General features: G+C 45.9%; 15 protein-coding genes. 3 read left to right on the forward strand and 12 right to left on the reverse strand.

Annotated elements, in window-relative coordinates; all coding sequences use genetic code 11:
- Positions 1-15 precede the first annotated feature (15 nt).
- Positions 16-1,077: an acyl-CoA desaturase gene (locus tag J2X77_RS07780; RefSeq protein ID WP_310079982.1), complete on the forward strand. Its 1,062-nt coding sequence runs from the start codon at positions 16-18 to the stop codon at positions 1,075-1,077.
- Between the two features lie 5 nt (positions 1,078-1,082).
- On the opposite strand, the gene J2X77_RS07785 is transcribed toward J2X77_RS07780, so the two are convergent.
- On the reverse strand, positions 1,083-2,051 hold the full coding sequence (locus tag J2X77_RS07785) for an AraC family transcriptional regulator (protein ID WP_310079985.1): 969 nt from the start codon (positions 2,049-2,051) through the stop codon (positions 1,083-1,085).
- Positions 2,052-2,137: 86 nt separating this feature from the next.
- Between J2X77_RS07785 and J2X77_RS07790 the strand changes: the two genes are divergently transcribed.
- Complete coding sequence (locus tag J2X77_RS07790; RefSeq protein WP_310079988.1) at positions 2,138-3,310, forward strand: FAD-dependent monooxygenase; 1,173 nt, start codon at positions 2,138-2,140, stop codon at positions 3,308-3,310.
- A gap of 101 nt (positions 3,311-3,411) precedes the next feature.
- Here the strand turns inward: J2X77_RS07790 and J2X77_RS07795 are convergent, their stop codons facing one another.
- The 8 genes from J2X77_RS07795 to J2X77_RS07830 form a co-directional block, all read right to left on the reverse strand.
- Positions 3,412-3,855, reverse strand: a complete 444-nt coding sequence (locus J2X77_RS07795; protein ID WP_209581170.1) for a hypothetical protein — start codon at positions 3,853-3,855, stop codon at positions 3,412-3,414.
- A 96-nt stretch (positions 3,856-3,951) separates the two neighbouring features.
- Positions 3,952-4,863 carry a helix-turn-helix transcriptional regulator gene (locus tag J2X77_RS07800; protein ID WP_310079990.1) on the reverse strand — a complete coding sequence of 304 codons (912 nt, stop codon included), beginning with the start codon at positions 4,861-4,863 and terminating at the stop codon, positions 3,952-3,954.
- 66 nt (positions 4,864-4,929) lie between these two features.
- Positions 4,930-5,778: an SDR family NAD(P)-dependent oxidoreductase gene (locus tag J2X77_RS07805; protein WP_209581175.1), complete on the reverse strand. Its 849-nt coding sequence runs from the start codon at positions 5,776-5,778 to the stop codon at positions 4,930-4,932.
- A 169-nt stretch (positions 5,779-5,947) separates the two neighbouring features.
- A complete protein-coding gene (locus J2X77_RS07810) occupies positions 5,948-6,208 on the reverse strand; it encodes a hypothetical protein (RefSeq protein ID WP_209581177.1) in 261 nt (86 codons plus the stop codon).
- A 282-nt stretch (positions 6,209-6,490) separates the two neighbouring features.
- Entirely contained in the window at positions 6,491-7,600 is a 1,110-nt protein-coding gene (locus tag J2X77_RS07815) for an efflux RND transporter periplasmic adaptor subunit (RefSeq protein ID WP_310079993.1), read from the reverse strand.
- Positions 7,601-7,712: 112 nt separating this feature from the next.
- Complete coding sequence (locus J2X77_RS07820) at positions 7,713-10,886, reverse strand: efflux RND transporter permease subunit (RefSeq protein WP_310079995.1); 3,174 nt, start codon at positions 10,884-10,886, stop codon at positions 7,713-7,715.
- Positions 10,887-10,892: 6 nt separating this feature from the next.
- Positions 10,893-12,281, reverse strand: coding sequence for a TolC family protein (locus J2X77_RS07825; protein ID WP_310079997.1), 1,389 nt, complete (start codon positions 12,279-12,281; stop codon positions 10,893-10,895).
- Positions 12,282-12,359: 78 nt separating this feature from the next.
- Positions 12,360-12,764: a hypothetical protein gene (locus J2X77_RS07830; protein ID WP_310079999.1), complete on the reverse strand. Its 405-nt coding sequence runs from the start codon at positions 12,762-12,764 to the stop codon at positions 12,360-12,362.
- A gap of 100 nt (positions 12,765-12,864) precedes the next feature.
- Between J2X77_RS07830 and J2X77_RS07835 the strand changes: the two genes are divergently transcribed.
- Positions 12,865-13,608 carry a flavin reductase family protein gene (locus tag J2X77_RS07835; RefSeq protein WP_209581190.1) on the forward strand — a complete coding sequence of 248 codons (744 nt, stop codon included), beginning with the start codon at positions 12,865-12,867 and terminating at the stop codon, positions 13,606-13,608.
- 77 nt (positions 13,609-13,685) lie between these two features.
- Here the strand turns inward: J2X77_RS07835 and J2X77_RS07840 are convergent, their stop codons facing one another.
- From J2X77_RS07840 to J2X77_RS07850, 3 genes are read right to left on the reverse strand one after another with little or no spacing between them, the layout of a single operon-like run.
- Complete coding sequence (locus J2X77_RS07840; protein ID WP_310080002.1) at positions 13,686-14,579, reverse strand: serine protease; 894 nt, start codon at positions 14,577-14,579, stop codon at positions 13,686-13,688.
- A 47-nt stretch (positions 14,580-14,626) separates the two neighbouring features.
- The gene (locus J2X77_RS07845) at positions 14,627-15,718 is read right to left on the reverse strand and encodes a thioredoxin family protein (RefSeq protein WP_310080004.1); all 1,092 of its coding nucleotides are present in this window, start codon (positions 15,716-15,718) and stop codon (positions 14,627-14,629) included.
- Positions 15,719-15,739: 21 nt separating this feature from the next.
- The gene (locus J2X77_RS07850; RefSeq protein ID WP_310080006.1) at positions 15,740-17,083 is read right to left on the reverse strand and encodes a TlpA disulfide reductase family protein; all 1,344 of its coding nucleotides are present in this window, start codon (positions 17,081-17,083) and stop codon (positions 15,740-15,742) included.
- Positions 17,084-17,085: the final 2 nt, after the last annotated feature.

The raw sequence follows: 17,085 nt of genomic DNA on the forward strand, positions 1-17,085 counted from the left end.
CCCGTAAAAAGTCAAATGTCCCAGTCTGTAAAATTCAGCAATGTAAATACATTGTTCTCTAAAACGCTAAAACAAAAAATCAATACGTATTTTCAAAGTTCACTACAACCCAAAACAGGGAATCGTAAAATTTACCTGAAAGCGGCTATCCTGCTCATTAGCTTCATTGTGTTATATAGCCTGCTCGTATTCGCCCCCCTGCATTGGAGCGTTGCCATCGTATTATGCCTCATTTTTGGCATCAACCTGGCTGCCATTGGTTTTAATATCATGCACGATGCGGGGCACAATTCTTTTTCAGACAACAAACGCCTCAATACTTTACTTTCCTACTCGCTCAATCTATTGGGCGGTAATATCTACTTTTGGAAACTCAAACATAATATCGCCCACCATACCTACACCAACATCGATGGCGAAGACCACGATATCGAGGTCAAGTTTATGCGTATACATCACGACCAGAAACTGCGTAAGCACCACCGCTATCAACGGTTTTACTTTCCGTTGCTTTATGGGATTTCCTATTTAGCATGGATCTTTTACCAGGATTATGAGAAGTATTTTCGTGGCCGTATGGGTGATAAAATTGAGCGATTTCATTTTCCGCTCAGCGAGCGTATTATTTTCTGGGTCAGTAAGCTTGTTCACATCAGCTTATTTGTCATTATTCCGGTCATCTTCGTGGGGTGGCTGCCCACTCTTATCGGATTGCTGATTTCAGGTGCGGTATGTGGGATGAGTCTGGCCACTGTATTTCAACTGGCCCATGTGGTTGAGGAGACCGAATTCAAAACCATTGACCAGTCTAAGGTCGAAGAAGAATGGATGATCCACCAGATCCAGTCCACCGCAAATTTTGCTACCCGCAACAAGGTACTTACCTGGTTGCTTGGCGGACTTAATTTTCAGGTTGAGCATCATCTTTTTCCAAAGATCAGTCACGTGCATTATCCCGCACTCAACCGCATCGTCAAGCAGACCTGTAGCGAGTATAAAATAAAGTACAACGAATTCCGTAGCTTTGGGACTGCCTTTAGGTCGCATTTAAAAGTGTTGGAAGCCATGTCAAAATAGGCTCATCATGTATCGTACTGTTTTTTAGATCCGGAGGAAGTAGGCTTGTGGAGCTGCATCCATTTTTTCGGTTTAGATCCGAAATGGCTTTCGAATAATCTGCCAAAATAACTTAAATTGCTAAATCCTAAGCGGTAGCCAGTTTCAGAAACAGATAATAATTCATCCCGTAAAAGCCGTCCAGCCTCCTGCATACGCAGACGCTGGTAATATGGATACATTCCCATACCGAAAACCTGTGTAAAAAGCTTACGAAGTTTAATGACATTCATACCACTTATTTTAACTAATTCTTCCTGAAGAAAAGGCCGGTCCATGTAGTTCGCTAGCTGATCCCTCACCCGATAGATCGATTCGAGTTCATATTTTGTCAATTGCTGATGAGTGACCTGCGTTCTGGCAGACAGGTTTTTAAACAGATGAAAGAGTAACTCGAGTGATTTTAACCTATAAAAGGCATCAGAGAGTGGTTCACCACAGCTAAACTTCGCTATCTCATTGGCAATTGCCGCTATTTCTGGCGACATAAATTCTTCAATCCAGAGCGTTTTATCGTTATTAAACAGATAATCGAATGTGCGGTGTGCTTTTCCAATGAAACTTTTTAAATAATCGAGACTCACCAGAATGGTTACCTGCTGGATATTGACGGCTTTTGGAAATGTCAACTCGGTTGCCACATGTAAGGGTACGATGCGGACATGTGGTTGTACCTGCGGAGTTGAGGGTGAATGAATGATATTCTGAAACGAAATGGACACCCCATTTTCGATGATTTTGATCGGCTCCCTTCGAAAGCAAAAGGTTTGCTTGGCCACTACCGAACGAATCATAAGCAGCATTTCGGGCAACAGATCGACCATCTTGAGCTCATTCAGTTCGAGCATTTCCAATTCGGATCTGTCGGGCGATAGCGAAACGCCCAAGCGATCCACCCAGTAGCTCATTTCTACATTTTTAGCGACACTACTCATTTTTTTGGACTAATTTTGCTTTTTATTGAACTATTTTAGCCTTAAAAGTATGCATAAATTTGCATTAATCCTTACAAATAAAAGCAATGAAAAAACATATCTTAGTTACCGGTGCCGGAATTGCCGGCTTGACCGCAGCAAATTTCCTGGCGCAACAAGGTCATTGTGTCACGCTAGTTGATCGCTCACCTTCATTCAGCAAGGCTGGATTTCTTATTTCCCTAAAGAGCTTCGGTGTTAAAATCATGGACGAGCTCGGGCTTAGCGGGGCGCTACAGGCAGCATCATCCCCTTCCGAGACAGTCGATTTTGTTGAAACCAATGACACCGTTATCCAGCACATCGCTTATGACAAAATGAATGAAAACATCGAACGCTCGGTATTGATATCGCGGGGCGGATTGCACCAGGTATTGTACGAGGCCATCAAAAACGATGTCCATATCCTATTTGACACCACGCTGGTACAAGTCAATGAAAAGGAAGATTATGCAGAAGTCGAGCTCTCAAACGGGAGTACGCTGTGTGTCGATTTAATTATCGTGTCGGAAGGACTGCGTTCCGCTACTCGTCAGCAGTATTTTGATAACGTACAATTTGAGGATTTCAATATGCTGTACGTAGGCGGCAAATTAAGGCAACATCACCACAAGAAAGTTGGTGCTTTTAAAATCTATATCGATGTAGACAAGATGCTGTCGATCTATCCCATCGCAGAAGATGAGATAGCCATCCAGTGTTATATACGCAGTTTTGAAGACCTCAAAACGTTGAGAAACAGCGCACCGTCCATTCTTAAAAATGCTTTTGGAAGGTACAATGCTGAAGTAAACCATTTGCTGGACAGCTTATTGGATGAAGGTTTATTTTTCATCGACAAAATGGGCATGGTACATACGTCAAACTTGCTCAATGGCAGGATGGTGTTGCTGGGAGATGCAGGCTATTGTCCTACAGCGCTATCGGGCATGGGCGCTTCACTGTCTATTTACGGGGCTAAAGCTTTGGCTCATTATATCGCTCTGGAGCCCGATGACCTGCCGTCCGCCTGTCAAAAATACAACCACCTGATGCAGCCTGTTATCACAAAGTTTCAGGGCAATGCGAAGAATAATGCCTTATCTTTCTTACCCGAAAATGCTTTTCATCTCGAGAAATTTGTTGCGAACTTTCGGAATGCCAGTTTCAGCGATGTCCAGAAAATAATGACAGATCCGATTGTACTGACGAAGGATCAGGAAAATTTTATGTTAGACTAACGATTATGCTTTGCCTCTTCGGCCATAAAACTGTTTATCAATTCATCACGTTATGCGCAGCGTACTACACCCTGTACATAACGCGGTGAAATTGTTTGTTATTATTTCTTTCCCATGGCCTTCATCGCCATTCCAGCCGCTATTCCGCCGATTACATACCAAGCAACGGTCATTAACTTGGTACGATCGGTCTTTTTTATTGGCTCGGCATTCAGTCCGGCCTGTTCTGGGATAGTCAATGTCGCTACGCCCACCAAAGTACCCAGCAGTGCCCCTTTGAGCAGCAGGTTGTTCTGACTGCCATATCCGATAAGCGTATACAGCATCGCATTCGATGCGACATCGGCCCCAAAGGTGGCTGCGACCAATGCATTACCTTTTGGCGGTTTAAAACCAGCAAATCGCACCGTTTTTTTCATCGCCTCCTCACCCACTTTATCCACTTCAGGAGCTTTGGAGTCAAACCTTTTGGCAGCACTATGGACTACATTGAGTACAAGCGCACCGAGCAATCCGCCTAACATATTTTTATTCAATCCATTCATATTTTGCTATTTATGTTTTCAATCTTATCGTTACGATTTATCTACAGTTCTTTTTGAGAACACCAGACGGCCATAAATAGTTCAATAATCACAGATTTAACCAGCGATATCCATTTCCCGAAAGCGGAGCGGTGTCATCTGCATCTTTTTTTTAAAGAAATTACTGAAATGAGTAGCCTCTTTAAAACCCAAAGAATAAGCGATTTCGGAGACATTCCATTCCGTATGCCGCAGCAATATTTTGGCCTCCTGCAGCAGACGGTCGGCAATAATTGTGGAGGTAGTCTTTTCTGTGATCTCCTTGACGGCACGGTTGAGGTGATTGACATGGACCGCAAGCTGGCCCGCAAACTCCGAGGGCGAACGAAAGCCGATCCTTTGCCGCGCATCCTCAATCGGAAACTGACGTGCTAAGAGTTCCAGAAACATATGCGTAATCCGTTGAGATGCATTTGCTTGCTGCTTTTCCACTTTAGAAGCCGTCTGCATGCTATGCGTATAGTGCAGCAGATCAAACACAAGATTTCTCAGCAGATCGTATTTATGCGCATAATCCGAATCTAAGGCATCCTGCATCTTCCCATACACCTGTTTGATATCTTCCAGTTGTCCATCCGTCAGCTCAAATACGGGTAAGGCATTCGGTTTAAACACTTCGTAATCATTGAGGTTGCCAAAATGATGAAAGAATGATGCCGTAAACACACAAAAGAATCCCGACTTATAATCGTCAATCCATTCAAATTTGTAGGGAATCTGCGGATTGGTAAAAAACAAGGCCTGCTTTTTTATTTCGATCACCTTGTCGGCATAATGTATTCTGTTTCTACCGATAATCAGGGTGATCTTATAATAATCTTTTCGGCTATAGACCACTGGCTTCGTATGCTTCCCTATGTATTCATCAATTTTAAAGACATTGAAATGCCCTACCCCATGTCGGATATTCTCGGGAATGCGGTCAAATTTAGACCGGTAAAATTCCTCCAGCGACTGCAATTTTTCCATGTGTTGAATATACGAAAATCAAACAAGACGTTGTCACTCGACAATGACAACGCCTTTATTTGCCGCTTAAGAAATTTCCTTAAAATCAGTAGTATAAGAAACAGGCTTATTACTTTCCAGCTCTTCCGAAAGCAGCGTGATTTTCTCCTTTGCCCTTTTGTAGGCATCGCTTCCGAGGTAGAGGCGCACAGGCGGATTGGGATGTGCTGCAAGATCGATAAAAACCTGAGCCAGCAGTTCGGGATTACCGATCTGGGTTCCATTCATCGCCGCATATCTTTCGTGCGAGGCCCTTACCGCACTATAGCCATCGATTTTCCTTTTGGCCAAAACAAGCGAGCTGTCGTCCAGAAACGCAGTGCGGAATGCCCCCGGCGCCACCACCGTCACCTTCACGCCAAACTCCTTTACATCTTCTGCCATGACTTCCGAAAGCCCAGTTACCGCATATTTTGTAGCAGCATACATTGCCCAGCCAATTCCAGGGGCGAAACCCGCAATAGAAGAAATGTTAATGATGTTGCCCGATCGTTGCTGCCTGAAGTAAGGCATGACGGACTGCATGGTTTTGACGACGGCCATGACGTTAATGTCAAAACTATCTTTGATTTCGTCCTGATCTATTTCTTCCACCGCTCCCCCTATCCCATAGCCTGCATTATTCACCAACACATCAATTTTCCCAAAGTGTGCAACTGTCCGTTCGACAGCTTCACGGATGGCTTTGTCACTTGTCAAATCCACTTCAAGAGGTAAAAAATGCGCCATGTCTACATTCCCCACAGCGTCAATTAAAGCGCTTAATTTTCGACTTGTCGCTGCTACGCGATAGCCTTTTTCAATGAGTTTTTTTACCAACGACAGCCCCATACCTTTGGACGCTCCCGTTATAAACCATACTTTATTTGTCTCCATATCAATTCATATTATAGGACAAAGTTAGCACATCGTTCGGCGGCGGTGGTGACTAAATAGAAACAATAGCTGACGAAAATCAAACAATTACAACAAATTGCCTCGAGGTTGGCCGAGTTGCACAATTCTTTTATTGTCCACATGAAGACGAGGCAAGATTTATTTTGGCTTAAAGGCGGTACCGAAGCGATAGATTACGCCAGATCTCGGTAGCAAAGTGCTGATCGGAATGCATATTTTCAAAAAACCAGCTGTCGCCTTTCTTTACTAATTTTTGGTCAATTCCATCCAGCAAAATTGGCAGCTCTGTATCGAGCTTCGATAAAGATTTTTTTAACAATATCAACTGGTAATCCTGTCCTTTGTAAGTTAAACGGAAAACCTGCGAACGATGGTGCTCGCTGTTTATCCTGTCAATTGTGCCTTGCATAAATATAAACCTTCTAAAATTTTTAAACTATGGCAATTACGCCAAAACGAATGCGATGAAAGTATGAATATCGATAAATAATCGTGCCAAAAGCGACGGTCTTTGCTTTAAAAAATGATAATAAATCATCTTTTTTTAACGCGAATAGTTGCATCCAATTGCTGTGCTGCAGAAAATGAATTTTTAGGTATAACGTCTGAGTCATTGGTCAAAACCCATGGCTAATCAAATTTTGAAAGGCCTTTCGGAGGCCTTTCAAAATTACTAAATCACACAGTATGCTTACTCTTCCAAAGGCAGTTTGACCCCCTCTTTTATTTCGTCATTGGCATGCAGCAAGATTTGATCACTCCGATTCAGCTTTCCAAAAACTTCGGTCGAATCATGGGTGGACACTCCCTCTTTGATATCCACAAAATGCGTTTTGCCGTCTATCAGCTGAATCACATACTGCCTTTCTGTCGAACGTACAATACTATTGGAGGGTACCAATAACGAATTCGCTCCAGCAGATAAGGGAATATCCACCTCACAGTATAACCCCGGCTTGAGTCTGTTATCCGAGTTGGGCACATCCACCTCTATGGCTTCGGACTGCATCGCACCCAAAGAATTTGCCGAACGCGCAATCATCCCATCAAATACCTTATTCGGTGTATTATTAAAACGATAGGTGACTTTCTTCGAGAGATCCACTTTATCGACATAAGTCTCGGGGATCTGTACTTCCAACCGGAGTTTATTGAGATCCTGCAAGATCAATAGCGGTTGATCATTCCCTTTTCCCGGTCCTACGAGTGCACCTTCGGAGACGTTACGCTGCACAATCACCCCATTGAAAGGCGCTTTGATATTCAAGTAAGACTGCAGCATCTCAACCTCCTCCACATTTGCTTTTTCCGACATGGCAACCGCTTCGTCCGCTTTCATCTTCGATAACGCATTGTCCAGATCAAGGGGTGACACTGCTCCCTCCTCCTGCGCTGCATTTTTAAGCCTCTTATATTTATCCTTACTTGCCGAAGCCGTCTCCTGAGCCTGCACAAAGCGGGAATGTGCCGCTTGCACCGCTGCCAACATCTCGGGTGCCTCCAACTGCATCAACAGCTGTCCCTTTTTTACAAGGGTTCCTCTATCCACATAGATATGCTTCACAAAACTGTTCATCTTGGCATAGATATTTACCTCGTTAAAGGGTTTGAGTTTGCCGGGCAGGCGTACACTGCTCGACATTACTTTTTCTTGTATTACGGTGGTCTGGTAGGTACTGGCTTTGGCCGGACTTTTCGGTGTCAGATCAATCGGCTTTTCGGTGTTACCACAAGCCGAAAGTAAGCTTGCCAGCACGAGTATAAAGCCTGTTTTTTTTATCCGTTCTATTTTATTGTTCATGATTTGGTATTTTCTTTAAGGCATGCGCGCCGCATTCAATCAGACCGCATGCCTTTGGCGTTTTTATCTTTAATACTATTCTCTTCCTTTGCAATCCCCCTTGCGGCCTTTATCATCGCAGTTCCTGCGGATGGGTTTCGGTGGATAAAGACCGATGATCGGGCTCGTCCTGTGGCAAAAGTGATTCGGAATCAAACGATGATTTTTCCTTCATCCACACAAACAGCAGCGGCAATACAAAAAGGGCGGCAAAGGTGGATGCAAACAGCCCGCCGATAACGGCTCTGCCCAGCGGAGCAGCCTGTTCGCCTGTTTCACCCATGCCCATGGCCATGGGAATCATGCCGGCAATCATGGCCATACTGGTCATCAAGATGGGACGCAGCCGTGTGGTTGCACTGGCCAAAGCCGCTGTACGGGCATTGCGAAAGTCGAGCCGCAGCGTTTCAGCATTGGACACGATCAGGATCGCATTGGCGACCGACACCCCCGTAGACATAATCATACCCATGTAAGACTGCAGGTTGAGCGTAGACCCTGTGAGCAAAAGCATGGCCAGCGAGCCCAGTATTACGGCTGGAATAGTCACCAATGCCGTCAGCGAAAGCTTGACACTTTGGTAATTGGCGGCCAGCAGCAGAAAGATCACAACAACAGCACAGGCCAGACCGAGCTGCAGACTGCCCATGGTATCGAGCAACAGTGTCGACATCCCCTTCATTTCCACCATAACACCGCGCGGCGGCGCCGGAAGCTCGCGAATCGCCTGCTGCACATCGGCTGTTGCTGTACCCAGGTCCTTTTGATGAATATTGGCCATCACTGTCAAATACCGCCTTGGCCCCTGCCGGTCATACTCTCCCGGTACATATTGGGTATTGAACGTGGCAATATCCCCCAAGGTGGGCGTGAGCTGCCCTTTTACCAGCGGAATCTCCCGCAGTTCGTCCATGGTATTCATCACATATTCCGGCACCTGCACCTGTACCTGATACGTATAGGTATTGTTTTCGTCGAGCCATTGGATCTTTTGCGTAAATCGGCTGGACGAGGTACTCGCAGTTACCGATCGCGCAATATCATCCATCTGCAGACCAAGCTGTGAGGCTTTGAGCCGGTCGATGGCAATGGCAATCGTCGGCAAGCGTAGTGGCTGCGCGATCTGCACATCGCGCAGATAGTCGATATGCCGCAGTGAGCTGACCACTTTATCGGCATAGACCTTTAGTTCGTCCATTTTCTTTCCGGCAACGCGCACTTCGATTGGTGTTGCCGCCCCCTGGCTCATAATCTTTTCGGTCATATCAATAGGCTCAAAATTGAGGCGCAATTTGGGCAGCTTAAAGTGGATGTTACGCCGTAAGGCATCTTTAAGCTCATCCATATTGACATGATAATCCGCATTGAGGTTCACCTGGATCACCGCCTCATGCGTCCCGGTATTAAATACATACAGGTTACTGACCCCATAACTGCTGGGTACCAGACCCACGTAGGCCGAACTGATGGCCACCTGGTGGTTTACCGTGCTATCGATTACTTGGAGCACCTGCTTGACAGACTCTTCGGTACGTTCGAGCCTAGTCCCATCCGGTTCCTTGATGCGCAACTGAAACTGCCCATTGTTGACCTTGGGCATCATATCCTTGCCGATGTACATAAATGCTGCCGCAGCAAGAGCGACCGTGAGCAGCAGATAACCGACAATCACTTTGCCCTTATGCTGCATGGAGCGGTACAGGCCAAAGCGATACCGCTTTTTGATCTTATCGAAAAATCCAGGCGAATCCGACTGGAAATGACCAATGTGATGCTCTTTGAGCAGCCAGTTGGATAGAATGGGCACCAGCGTTTGCGCCATGAAATAAGAAGCGATCATGGTCAATCCGATGGACAAAGAGAGCGGCAGAAACATCGCCCTCGGTATGCCCGTCATCATAAAGGAAGGTGCAAATACGGCCAAAATACAAAACAGGATCAAAAGCAATGGTACCGCAATTTCCTGACAGGCCTGATAGATGGCCTTACGCTTGTGTGCCCCTTGTTCCTGGTGCTGATGAATGCTTTCGATGGTCACCGTGGCCTGATCGACCAGAATACCGATGGCCAGTGCCAATCCGCTCAAGGTCATAATATTAATGGTCTGGCCAAACAAGGTGAGCAGCAGTACGCCGATCAGAATGGACACCGGTATGGTTACAATGACGATGAGGCTGCTTCGCCAGTCGCGCAGAAACAAGAGTACCATCAGGCCGGTAAGCAAAGCACCGAGCGCGCCTTCGTGCAAAAGACTCTGCACCGAATTCATTACGGCCACGGACTGGTCAAACTCATAAGACACCTTGACATCCTCGGGCAGCAGATTCTGGATTTCGGGCAATTTGGCTTTGAGGTTGCTCACCACGGCCCAGGTAGATGCATCCGATGTCTTGACGGCGGGAATATAAACCGAGCGCCGCCCGTTGATCAGGGCGTAACTTACGGTCACGTCCGAAGCATCCGATACCCGTGCCACATCTTTGATGTAAATCGGAATCCCATTTTTTGTCAGAATAGGGATATCGGCGAAGTCGGCGACATTCTTGATCAATGAATTGATGGTGGTTACATACATCGTATTATTGAGGTGCAGGTTACCCGATGGCGACATCACGTTGAATTTGGACAAGGCCATCACCACCTCATCGGCGGTGAGGTTGTAACTCCGCAGTTTATTGGGGTCTACATTCACCGTGATCGTTCTGGAGTTGGCGCCGAAGGGCGGCGGTGCCGAGAGCCCCGGTACCGACGAAAATGTGGGCCGTACCAGCGTGCTCGCCATATCGTAGATCTCTTTGAGGCTTCTGGTTTTCGACGAAAGAACCAGCTGCCCCACCGGTAGTGAAGAGGCATCAAAACGGACCACCTGTGGTGGCAAGGCTCCAGGCGGGAAAAACTTCATCGCCCGGTTTACCTGCAGCGCCACCTGCGCCGAGGCCTCGGCCATATCGGTGTTTTCGTAAAAACTAAGTTTCAGGAGCGTAAGGCCCTGAATATTTTTGGCGGATATATTCTTGATTCCATTTACATACAGAAACTGATCCTGCATCCGCGAGGAGAAGAAACCTTCCATTTGCTGCGGGGACATTCCGCCGTATGATTCGATGACGTAAATTGTCGGCGAATTGAGCTGCGGAAAGATATCTATCGGTATTTTCAGTACAGCGAGCACCGAAAAGAGCAACAGGCTCAGCGTGATGATCACCGTGGTAATGGGCCTTCGTAAAGCAGCTGTGACTAGTGACATAAGTGATTAGTTAAAAAGTTGAAGAAAGCCATCGACATTGTTCTGTGCCACCACCTGGTGAAACAATGCCAGGTAATAATTGTACTTGGCCGTGATGTAATCGCGCTCTGCCTGATAGAGCATGTTCTGGGCTACGTTAACCTCCACGATGTCGATGAGACCGTTTTTATAGAGGGAAAACTTCTGACGGTAGGCGGCATTTGCAGCCTTGGTCTGACGCGGTATTTCCTTGAGCCGTCTTCCGGCAGTTTCCACTTCGGCGGCCGACTGTGCAATATTCATGGCAATGTTGGCCTGTTGTTCCTGTAGTTTCTGGCCCGCCTCATCCACCATAAGGCGCTGCGTATGGAGTTTTACCTTTTTGCGGCGCAGGTCGAATAGGTTGTAGTTGATGCCCAGGCCAACGAGGTAATTGCCACGCTGCAAGCCCAAGCCATCGGTGAGCGCCCCATAGCTATTGTCGCTATGGACACTGGAAGCCCTTCCCCAGACTGCGCCGGAGAGGAACAGCTTGGGGCGGTAGCTGCTGGCAACCAGCTTTTCTTCCATCTTGGTCTTATCGAACAATGCATTATAATAGGCGACCATCGGATGCTGTCGGCCACCATCGAGCGCAATGGGGGCATTCTTTACCTGCTCAAAGAGAATCTTTTCGGCCGTGGTATCGGCTACAATCTGAGTTGGCGATATCCCCGCCAGCGTGGCCAGCTGGATCTGCAACTGTTGCTGCTGATTGTCCAGCTCGATGAGGCTAAGCTGGCTCCGCGATATTTCGGCATCGGCCATACTGGTATCTACCCCCGCCCGGATACCGCTTTTGACGAGTGCAAATATCGATTGGCGGATTTCCTGGTTACGGGCGATGCTGCGCGACTGAATACCGATCAGGTCGTGCAGCTTTAATAATTGCAGGTAACTATAGATGGTAAAAGACTGTAAGTCGTATTTAGACTGATCAAAACGGCGGTTTTCGACGTTTATCTCCGACTGGGCGAGTGCGTCCTGGGCGTTGAATTGACCAAAGTTATACAGTTCCCACTGGAAGGCTGCGATGCCAAGATTGCTGCTCACCGCCTGATACTTATTACCGGCGCGGATACCGCCATTGTTGGTCGGCACGAGGCCAAATCCGAAGTAAGGCCCCGGTACATTATTATTGGATCCGACATCTGCCTGATACGACAGCTGGAGGCTTGGCAGACGGTTATTTTTCACTTCGGCGGCACGGGCCTGCTGTACCTGTGTACACACATAGTCGGTTCGCAAAGAGGGCGCATGCTGCGTTACCGAAGCGAGCAGTTCGTTGAGTTTGATAGGCACATGACGCTCCTGACCGTAGCCCAATAGGCTACAGCAAAGCAGCACATGCCCCATAAGGACAAGTTTCTGAAACATATAAAAAGCTTATTTTAAATAGATGAATGTCTGTAGTCCCACGGGGAACCATTCCATACGATTAAAATGGCTTTTTTATCATAAGGTGAGCTGGAGATTACGCAGGTAAAGCCGTTCTAGCGGCAATATCTTAGACAGGAAGTGCCCGGTAGAAAACGCGTCGAAATTTGGAACAAAAGTGTTAAAAAAATGAGTGATGGAAAACTCCTTCACTTTGGCCACAAAGTGGCGAAAGGGCGATAGCGTCAGGCAGACACCATCGTTTGCATCCACCCAGTCCAAATATTCCTGTTTGCGTTTACTAAAGGCTTTGATAACGGTGATAAACTCATTCTCGCCCTGCGCTTTTGCCTGATGGTAGAGTGAAAAGCCGATCAAAGGCTTTACAACTAGCAGCATCGCACTCACCAGTAAGAGAAATTGAAATATGACTCGTCTTAACATAGGTTGTATTACTTCTAATGCATGCAATTTGATCTGCATACGCTACAAATATAAACAATGACGTACTACGCTAATGCAACATTGCCATAGCAAAAGTTTTTGTAAACATGATGTTGCAATCGATGTTTGTAGTATATTTATGCATCAATTTAACGGTGATAACCTGTTACCGCCAGAAGGTACTATTCGTATATCACATCAGCTTTCTGTAGCTTCCTGTCCAGGAGGCTGTTACACAGGGTCGCTGAAAATTGAACATAAGCATTTAGACACGATGATTTATACTAAAGACGCCATTGCTGCATTTGAAAGAAGATACAGGGCCAATTTTATCAATTCACTGGGCGGGTTTAAAAGCCTGGTACTGATCGGCACCAACAACAGCGACGGAAGTGAAAATTTAGCTACGTTCAGTAGCTTATTCCACCTGGGCGCAGATCCTGCACTTTGTGGTATTATCCTTCGGCCGGCCACTCCTTTTAGCAGTACATTGGATAATATTCTGGAGCAGCAATGTTACACCATTAATCATGTTTCACCTGCATTCGTACAACAGGCGCACCAGTGCAGCGCCAAGTATCCAAAAGGCGTGAGCGAATTTGAACAGGTTGGGCTCACCCCTGAATACCTGGAAAACATCCCCGCTCCTTTTGTGCGCGAAAGTACACTCAAATTTGCCTGTAATTTTGTGCAGCAAACAGCCATTGAGCTGAATGGTACCACCTTGGTCATTGGGCAGATTACAACGGTGCTGGTGCCGGATACGTATGTCAAGGAAGATGGCTATATTGATATCGAAGAAGCCGGCACAGTAACCAGCAGCGGGCTCGATAGCTATCATACCACCAATCGGATTGAACGGCTGCCCTATGCGAAGCCCTGATTTAGCGGTATATTGATTGGATACAACGCCGGTATGGATAAAAGGGGCCAGCGTATTCCTACGTGGCCCCTCAATCATTACAGCGGTGACACTATTTTCCGCAGCGACTCTACGGGGACCGTGTTTTTGACGACCATCTGTACACTCGGATTCATGTCGCTGTGCAACAACATGTTTGTATTGGAAACGGTTCCGACGACATTGCCGTAGATATCCAAGACCGGGCCGCCACTGGAGCCCGTTGCATAGTCGGCCGAAATAGCCATCATTTCGCGGTACGTCCTATTGTTCGGTTCGCCGGTCTGTTCCAAATATTTGTTATTGACATAGCCCTGTGAAAAATAGTAGTGCATACCTTTCGGATGCCCGAGCACGTAGATCTTATCCCCTACTTCCGCACGTTCTGCCAATGGCAGGGCCGGTAACTCTTCACCTTGGGTATCCAATTGCAAAATCGCAAGATCGTCTATTTTCGAAGAACCTAGTATAGATTTTACGCGATAGGTTTTTCCACTAGAGAGGCGCACAAAGAACCCTTTGGGCTTGTTGCCATCTTTCATAAAAGCATAGGTCGCCATCACGTGATAATTTGTGACAACGATGCCTTTCGGATCGATGATATACCCCGAAGATTCGCTAAGGTGCACCTTATCACACTTGGGACAAAGATAGGCACAGCCTGTCATGACAGTTGCCTGCTTCGCTAAGTTGTAAAGCGCATTAGCCTTTAGCATTCGCTTTAAAGGTTTTACAGCATTAATTTTAACGCTACTTCTTTCTTCCTTCAGCTGGTTTTGTGCCAGCTCGCCACTCAACGATTCACCTGATGCAAGCAACGAATCTATCGAACGTTCATACCCAGCCATTATTTTTGCATCATTTGTAAAAACCTGCGCTTTCCCTTTTCCAACGGTCAATCCAGCAGCGACAATAACCGCAACCAGATATTTTCCAATGTTTATGTTACCCATTTTCTATATGCTATTGATTCTCCGCGCAGCAACTGCGCGGAGCTGGTTTATTTGATATTATCTGTATATTCTTGATACTGCATTGATTCCTTTTTGAGTCGGTTGGCCTGATTCTGAAAATAGGCTTTGATAGCGGCATGTTGTTCTGGAGAAGCTTTTTTCAGCTTACTCGACAGAATACCATCAAAAATACCTTTAAAAACATCATCGGAGCGCAATCGACCGATGTATCGGTTGTAGTAGCGGATCATGCCATCCAGGTCATTGTTTGCAACATATAGTGCAACCTTGGGCATATGGTGTTCAGGCACATTGGGATCCAGCTTTAAGAGCGAGAGGGTATAGGCAACCTCCTCCACTTCTTTTGGGGTATAAGCTATATTGAAGCGCGCACCGTTTTCATTGGCAATAAAATACATGTCCTTTCTGACTTTATCAAAGATGATTCTATTGGCCACTTCGGAACCTATTGCCTGGTCTATCCGCACTTTTTCCAGCATCAATTTCCTGAAGAACGGGCTGCCAAATTTGGTGGTACCCAGGGCCAGTTCGAGGTAGTTTTTGCTAAAACGCTCAAAATCTTGGGCGTTTTCAAATAACTCGTCCAGCACCGGAACCGGATCTTGGGAATTTTGGTATAACGCCAAAGCATAGGGCATCCCGGTTTCCATGCTCTTTTTTTCCTCATAGGCAGCCTTTATACCCGGAAGTGAATTTTTAGGATCAAGCGCCACAGTCACTTTTTCGATAAATTCCTCCGCTGTCGATTTACCGACTACCCTATTGAGTTCTTGCCCTTTGGCATTGAGCAGCAGAAAAGTCGGGTACGCTTTAACATTGTACTTTTGTGCGATCTCCTTTCCTTCCCCCTTCTCCATATCAAATTTTACGGATATAAATTTGGGATTGAAATAATCGCCGGCCACCTTTTTGGGAAATTCCGTCGAAGCCATTTCGATGCAAGGAATACACCAGGACGTGTAACAATCGATCAAAATCAGTTTTGGATCTGCAGGATTAGACGCTTTGGAAATGGCCTCATTTAAAGTGAGGTGCTCAAAATTAATTCCCTGTGCGGATACAGTCACCTGCCACAACAAGCAGCACGTGAATAGAAACGCTGTATAAATTTTATTCATTTTATTTTGGTTAAGATAATTTTAAAGATTTGACTCGATTAGTGTTTTCAATTTAGGGTCAGAAGGCCTTGGCGCATTGAAATTGACCGTTTTACCGTTCTTGTCAAACACAATGTAACGCGGAATTTCAGTAACTTCATAATCCTGCATAAAGCGCTGCTCGCTGTTTGAAAAAAGCTGAACACCAGACAATTGCTTTTGTTTGACCATATTCTGCCATTTTGCCTTGTCGGTATCCAGCGATAAACTAATAAAAACAACATCTTTTCCCTGAAATTCTTTCTCTAATTTTTCGAGTGCCGGCACCTCCGCCAGACAAGGGGCGCACCACGTTGCCCATAGATCTAGCAACACAACCTTTCCGAGATTTTCGGAAAGACTGTGCATCTTACCATTGACATCAGGGTAAGAGAAATCAATCCACGATCCGCCGGCAACTTGCAAATTGGCACGGCGAAGCAACAGCGCCAATTCTTTTTTCTGCTTATCATTCATCATATATTTACTATTCCCCTCCAAAAACTTAACGAGACTTTGAGTCGTCCCGCGTTGCGCATGTGCCAACACAAAGTTGGCTCGAAGTGGGTTATCTGCAATTTCCGGAACGAGCATCTCTGCTGCAATTCCTTGCTTATTATTATAAAGAATGTATTTTACGAAACTCAAATTAGTCATATAATTATAGGCCATGGGGAGCGACCATAGATTCGCATCGGCAAATTTTTCTTGATCGATCAATTGAGTGACCTGGGCAGGATATTCGTTTTTGGATTTAAAGGAAAGACCTGTAGCCAACGGCATCAATACGTCAAACTTATAACTGTAGGGAAGTAAATATTTGACCTGCTTATCGAAGCTATCGTTGCCTGTACGAATATTTTTCACAAAATCCTGTACCGGTTTCTCCAAGGAATCAAGCAGAGAAACATAGCGATCAGGAGGAAGCGTATACCCTTTTTTTGTATAGCCGTAATTTCTTAACGGCGCAATAAGCTTGTACCAAGCCGCAAAAACCTGATTTTCTTTGCTCACGCTGCCCGAATAATTTATTTTGCCATCCCCGGCTTCTACCGTTAATTTTTCACCGGGCTTTAGGTAAACCGGATATTGCTCCTCGAAAACTCCAACATACCGGATCACATTCAGGTCGGCCGGTTTAAGCTCTGCCTGAAAAGTTTGGTCAGTCTTTGATTTTAGCATTTCTTCCACCGTCATTAGCCCCCCATCGTCCGGTTTGGAGAAAAATACCCGATCGACATTTACACCATTCGGTAATATTTTACTAAACTTTCCCCCGATTGTCGTCTGCGCAGAAAGCGATGTCGAAAGCGTAACTCCCAACATTAACATTACGATGTTTCTCATGT

The organism is Sphingobacterium sp. 2149 (assembly GCF_031455655.1).
Taxonomy (GTDB): domain Bacteria; phylum Bacteroidota; class Bacteroidia; order Sphingobacteriales; family Sphingobacteriaceae; genus Sphingobacterium.

Bases quoted from the DNA above. Each gene is read 5' to 3' on its own strand.
- J2X77_RS07795 (WP_209581170.1), bottom strand. From the start codon at position 3,855: ATGAATGGATTGAATAAAAATATGTTAGGCGGATTGCTCGGTGCGCTT.
- J2X77_RS07805 (WP_209581175.1), bottom strand. From the start codon at position 5,778: ATGGAGACAAATAAAGTATGGTTTATAACGGGAGCGTCCAAAGGTATG.
- J2X77_RS07825 (WP_310079997.1), bottom strand. From the start codon at position 12,281: ATGTTTCAGAAACTTGTCCTTATGGGGCATGTGCTGCTTTGCTGTAGC.
- J2X77_RS07830 (WP_310079999.1), bottom strand. From the start codon at position 12,764: ATGCAGATCAAATTGCATGCATTAGAAGTAATACAACCTATGTTAAGA.
- J2X77_RS07845 (WP_310080004.1), bottom strand. From the start codon at position 15,718: ATGAATAAAATTTATACAGCGTTTCTATTCACGTGCTGCTTGTTGTGG.
- J2X77_RS07815 (WP_310079993.1), bottom strand. From the start codon at position 7,600: ATGAACAATAAAATAGAACGGATAAAAAAAACAGGCTTTATACTCGTG.
- J2X77_RS07785 (WP_310079985.1), bottom strand. From the start codon at position 2,051: ATGAGTAGTGTCGCTAAAAATGTAGAAATGAGCTACTGGGTGGATCGC.
- J2X77_RS07820 (WP_310079995.1), bottom strand. From the start codon at position 10,886: ATGTCACTAGTCACAGCTGCTTTACGAAGGCCCATTACCACGGTGATC.
- J2X77_RS07790 (WP_310079988.1), top strand. From the start codon at position 2,138: ATGAAAAAACATATCTTAGTTACCGGTGCCGGAATTGCCGGCTTGACC.
- J2X77_RS07850 (WP_310080006.1), bottom strand. From the start codon at position 17,083: ATGAGAAACATCGTAATGTTAATGTTGGGAGTTACGCTTTCGACATCG.
- J2X77_RS07840 (WP_310080002.1), bottom strand. From the start codon at position 14,579: ATGGGTAACATAAACATTGGAAAATATCTGGTTGCGGTTATTGTCGCT.
- J2X77_RS07780 (WP_310079982.1), top strand. From the start codon at position 16: ATGTCCCAGTCTGTAAAATTCAGCAATGTAAATACATTGTTCTCTAAA.
- J2X77_RS07835 (WP_209581190.1), top strand. From the start codon at position 12,865: ATGCATCAATTTAACGGTGATAACCTGTTACCGCCAGAAGGTACTATT.
- J2X77_RS07800 (WP_310079990.1), bottom strand. From the start codon at position 4,863: ATGGAAAAATTGCAGTCGCTGGAGGAATTTTACCGGTCTAAATTTGAC.
- J2X77_RS07810 (WP_209581177.1), bottom strand. From the start codon at position 6,208: ATGCAAGGCACAATTGACAGGATAAACAGCGAGCACCATCGTTCGCAG.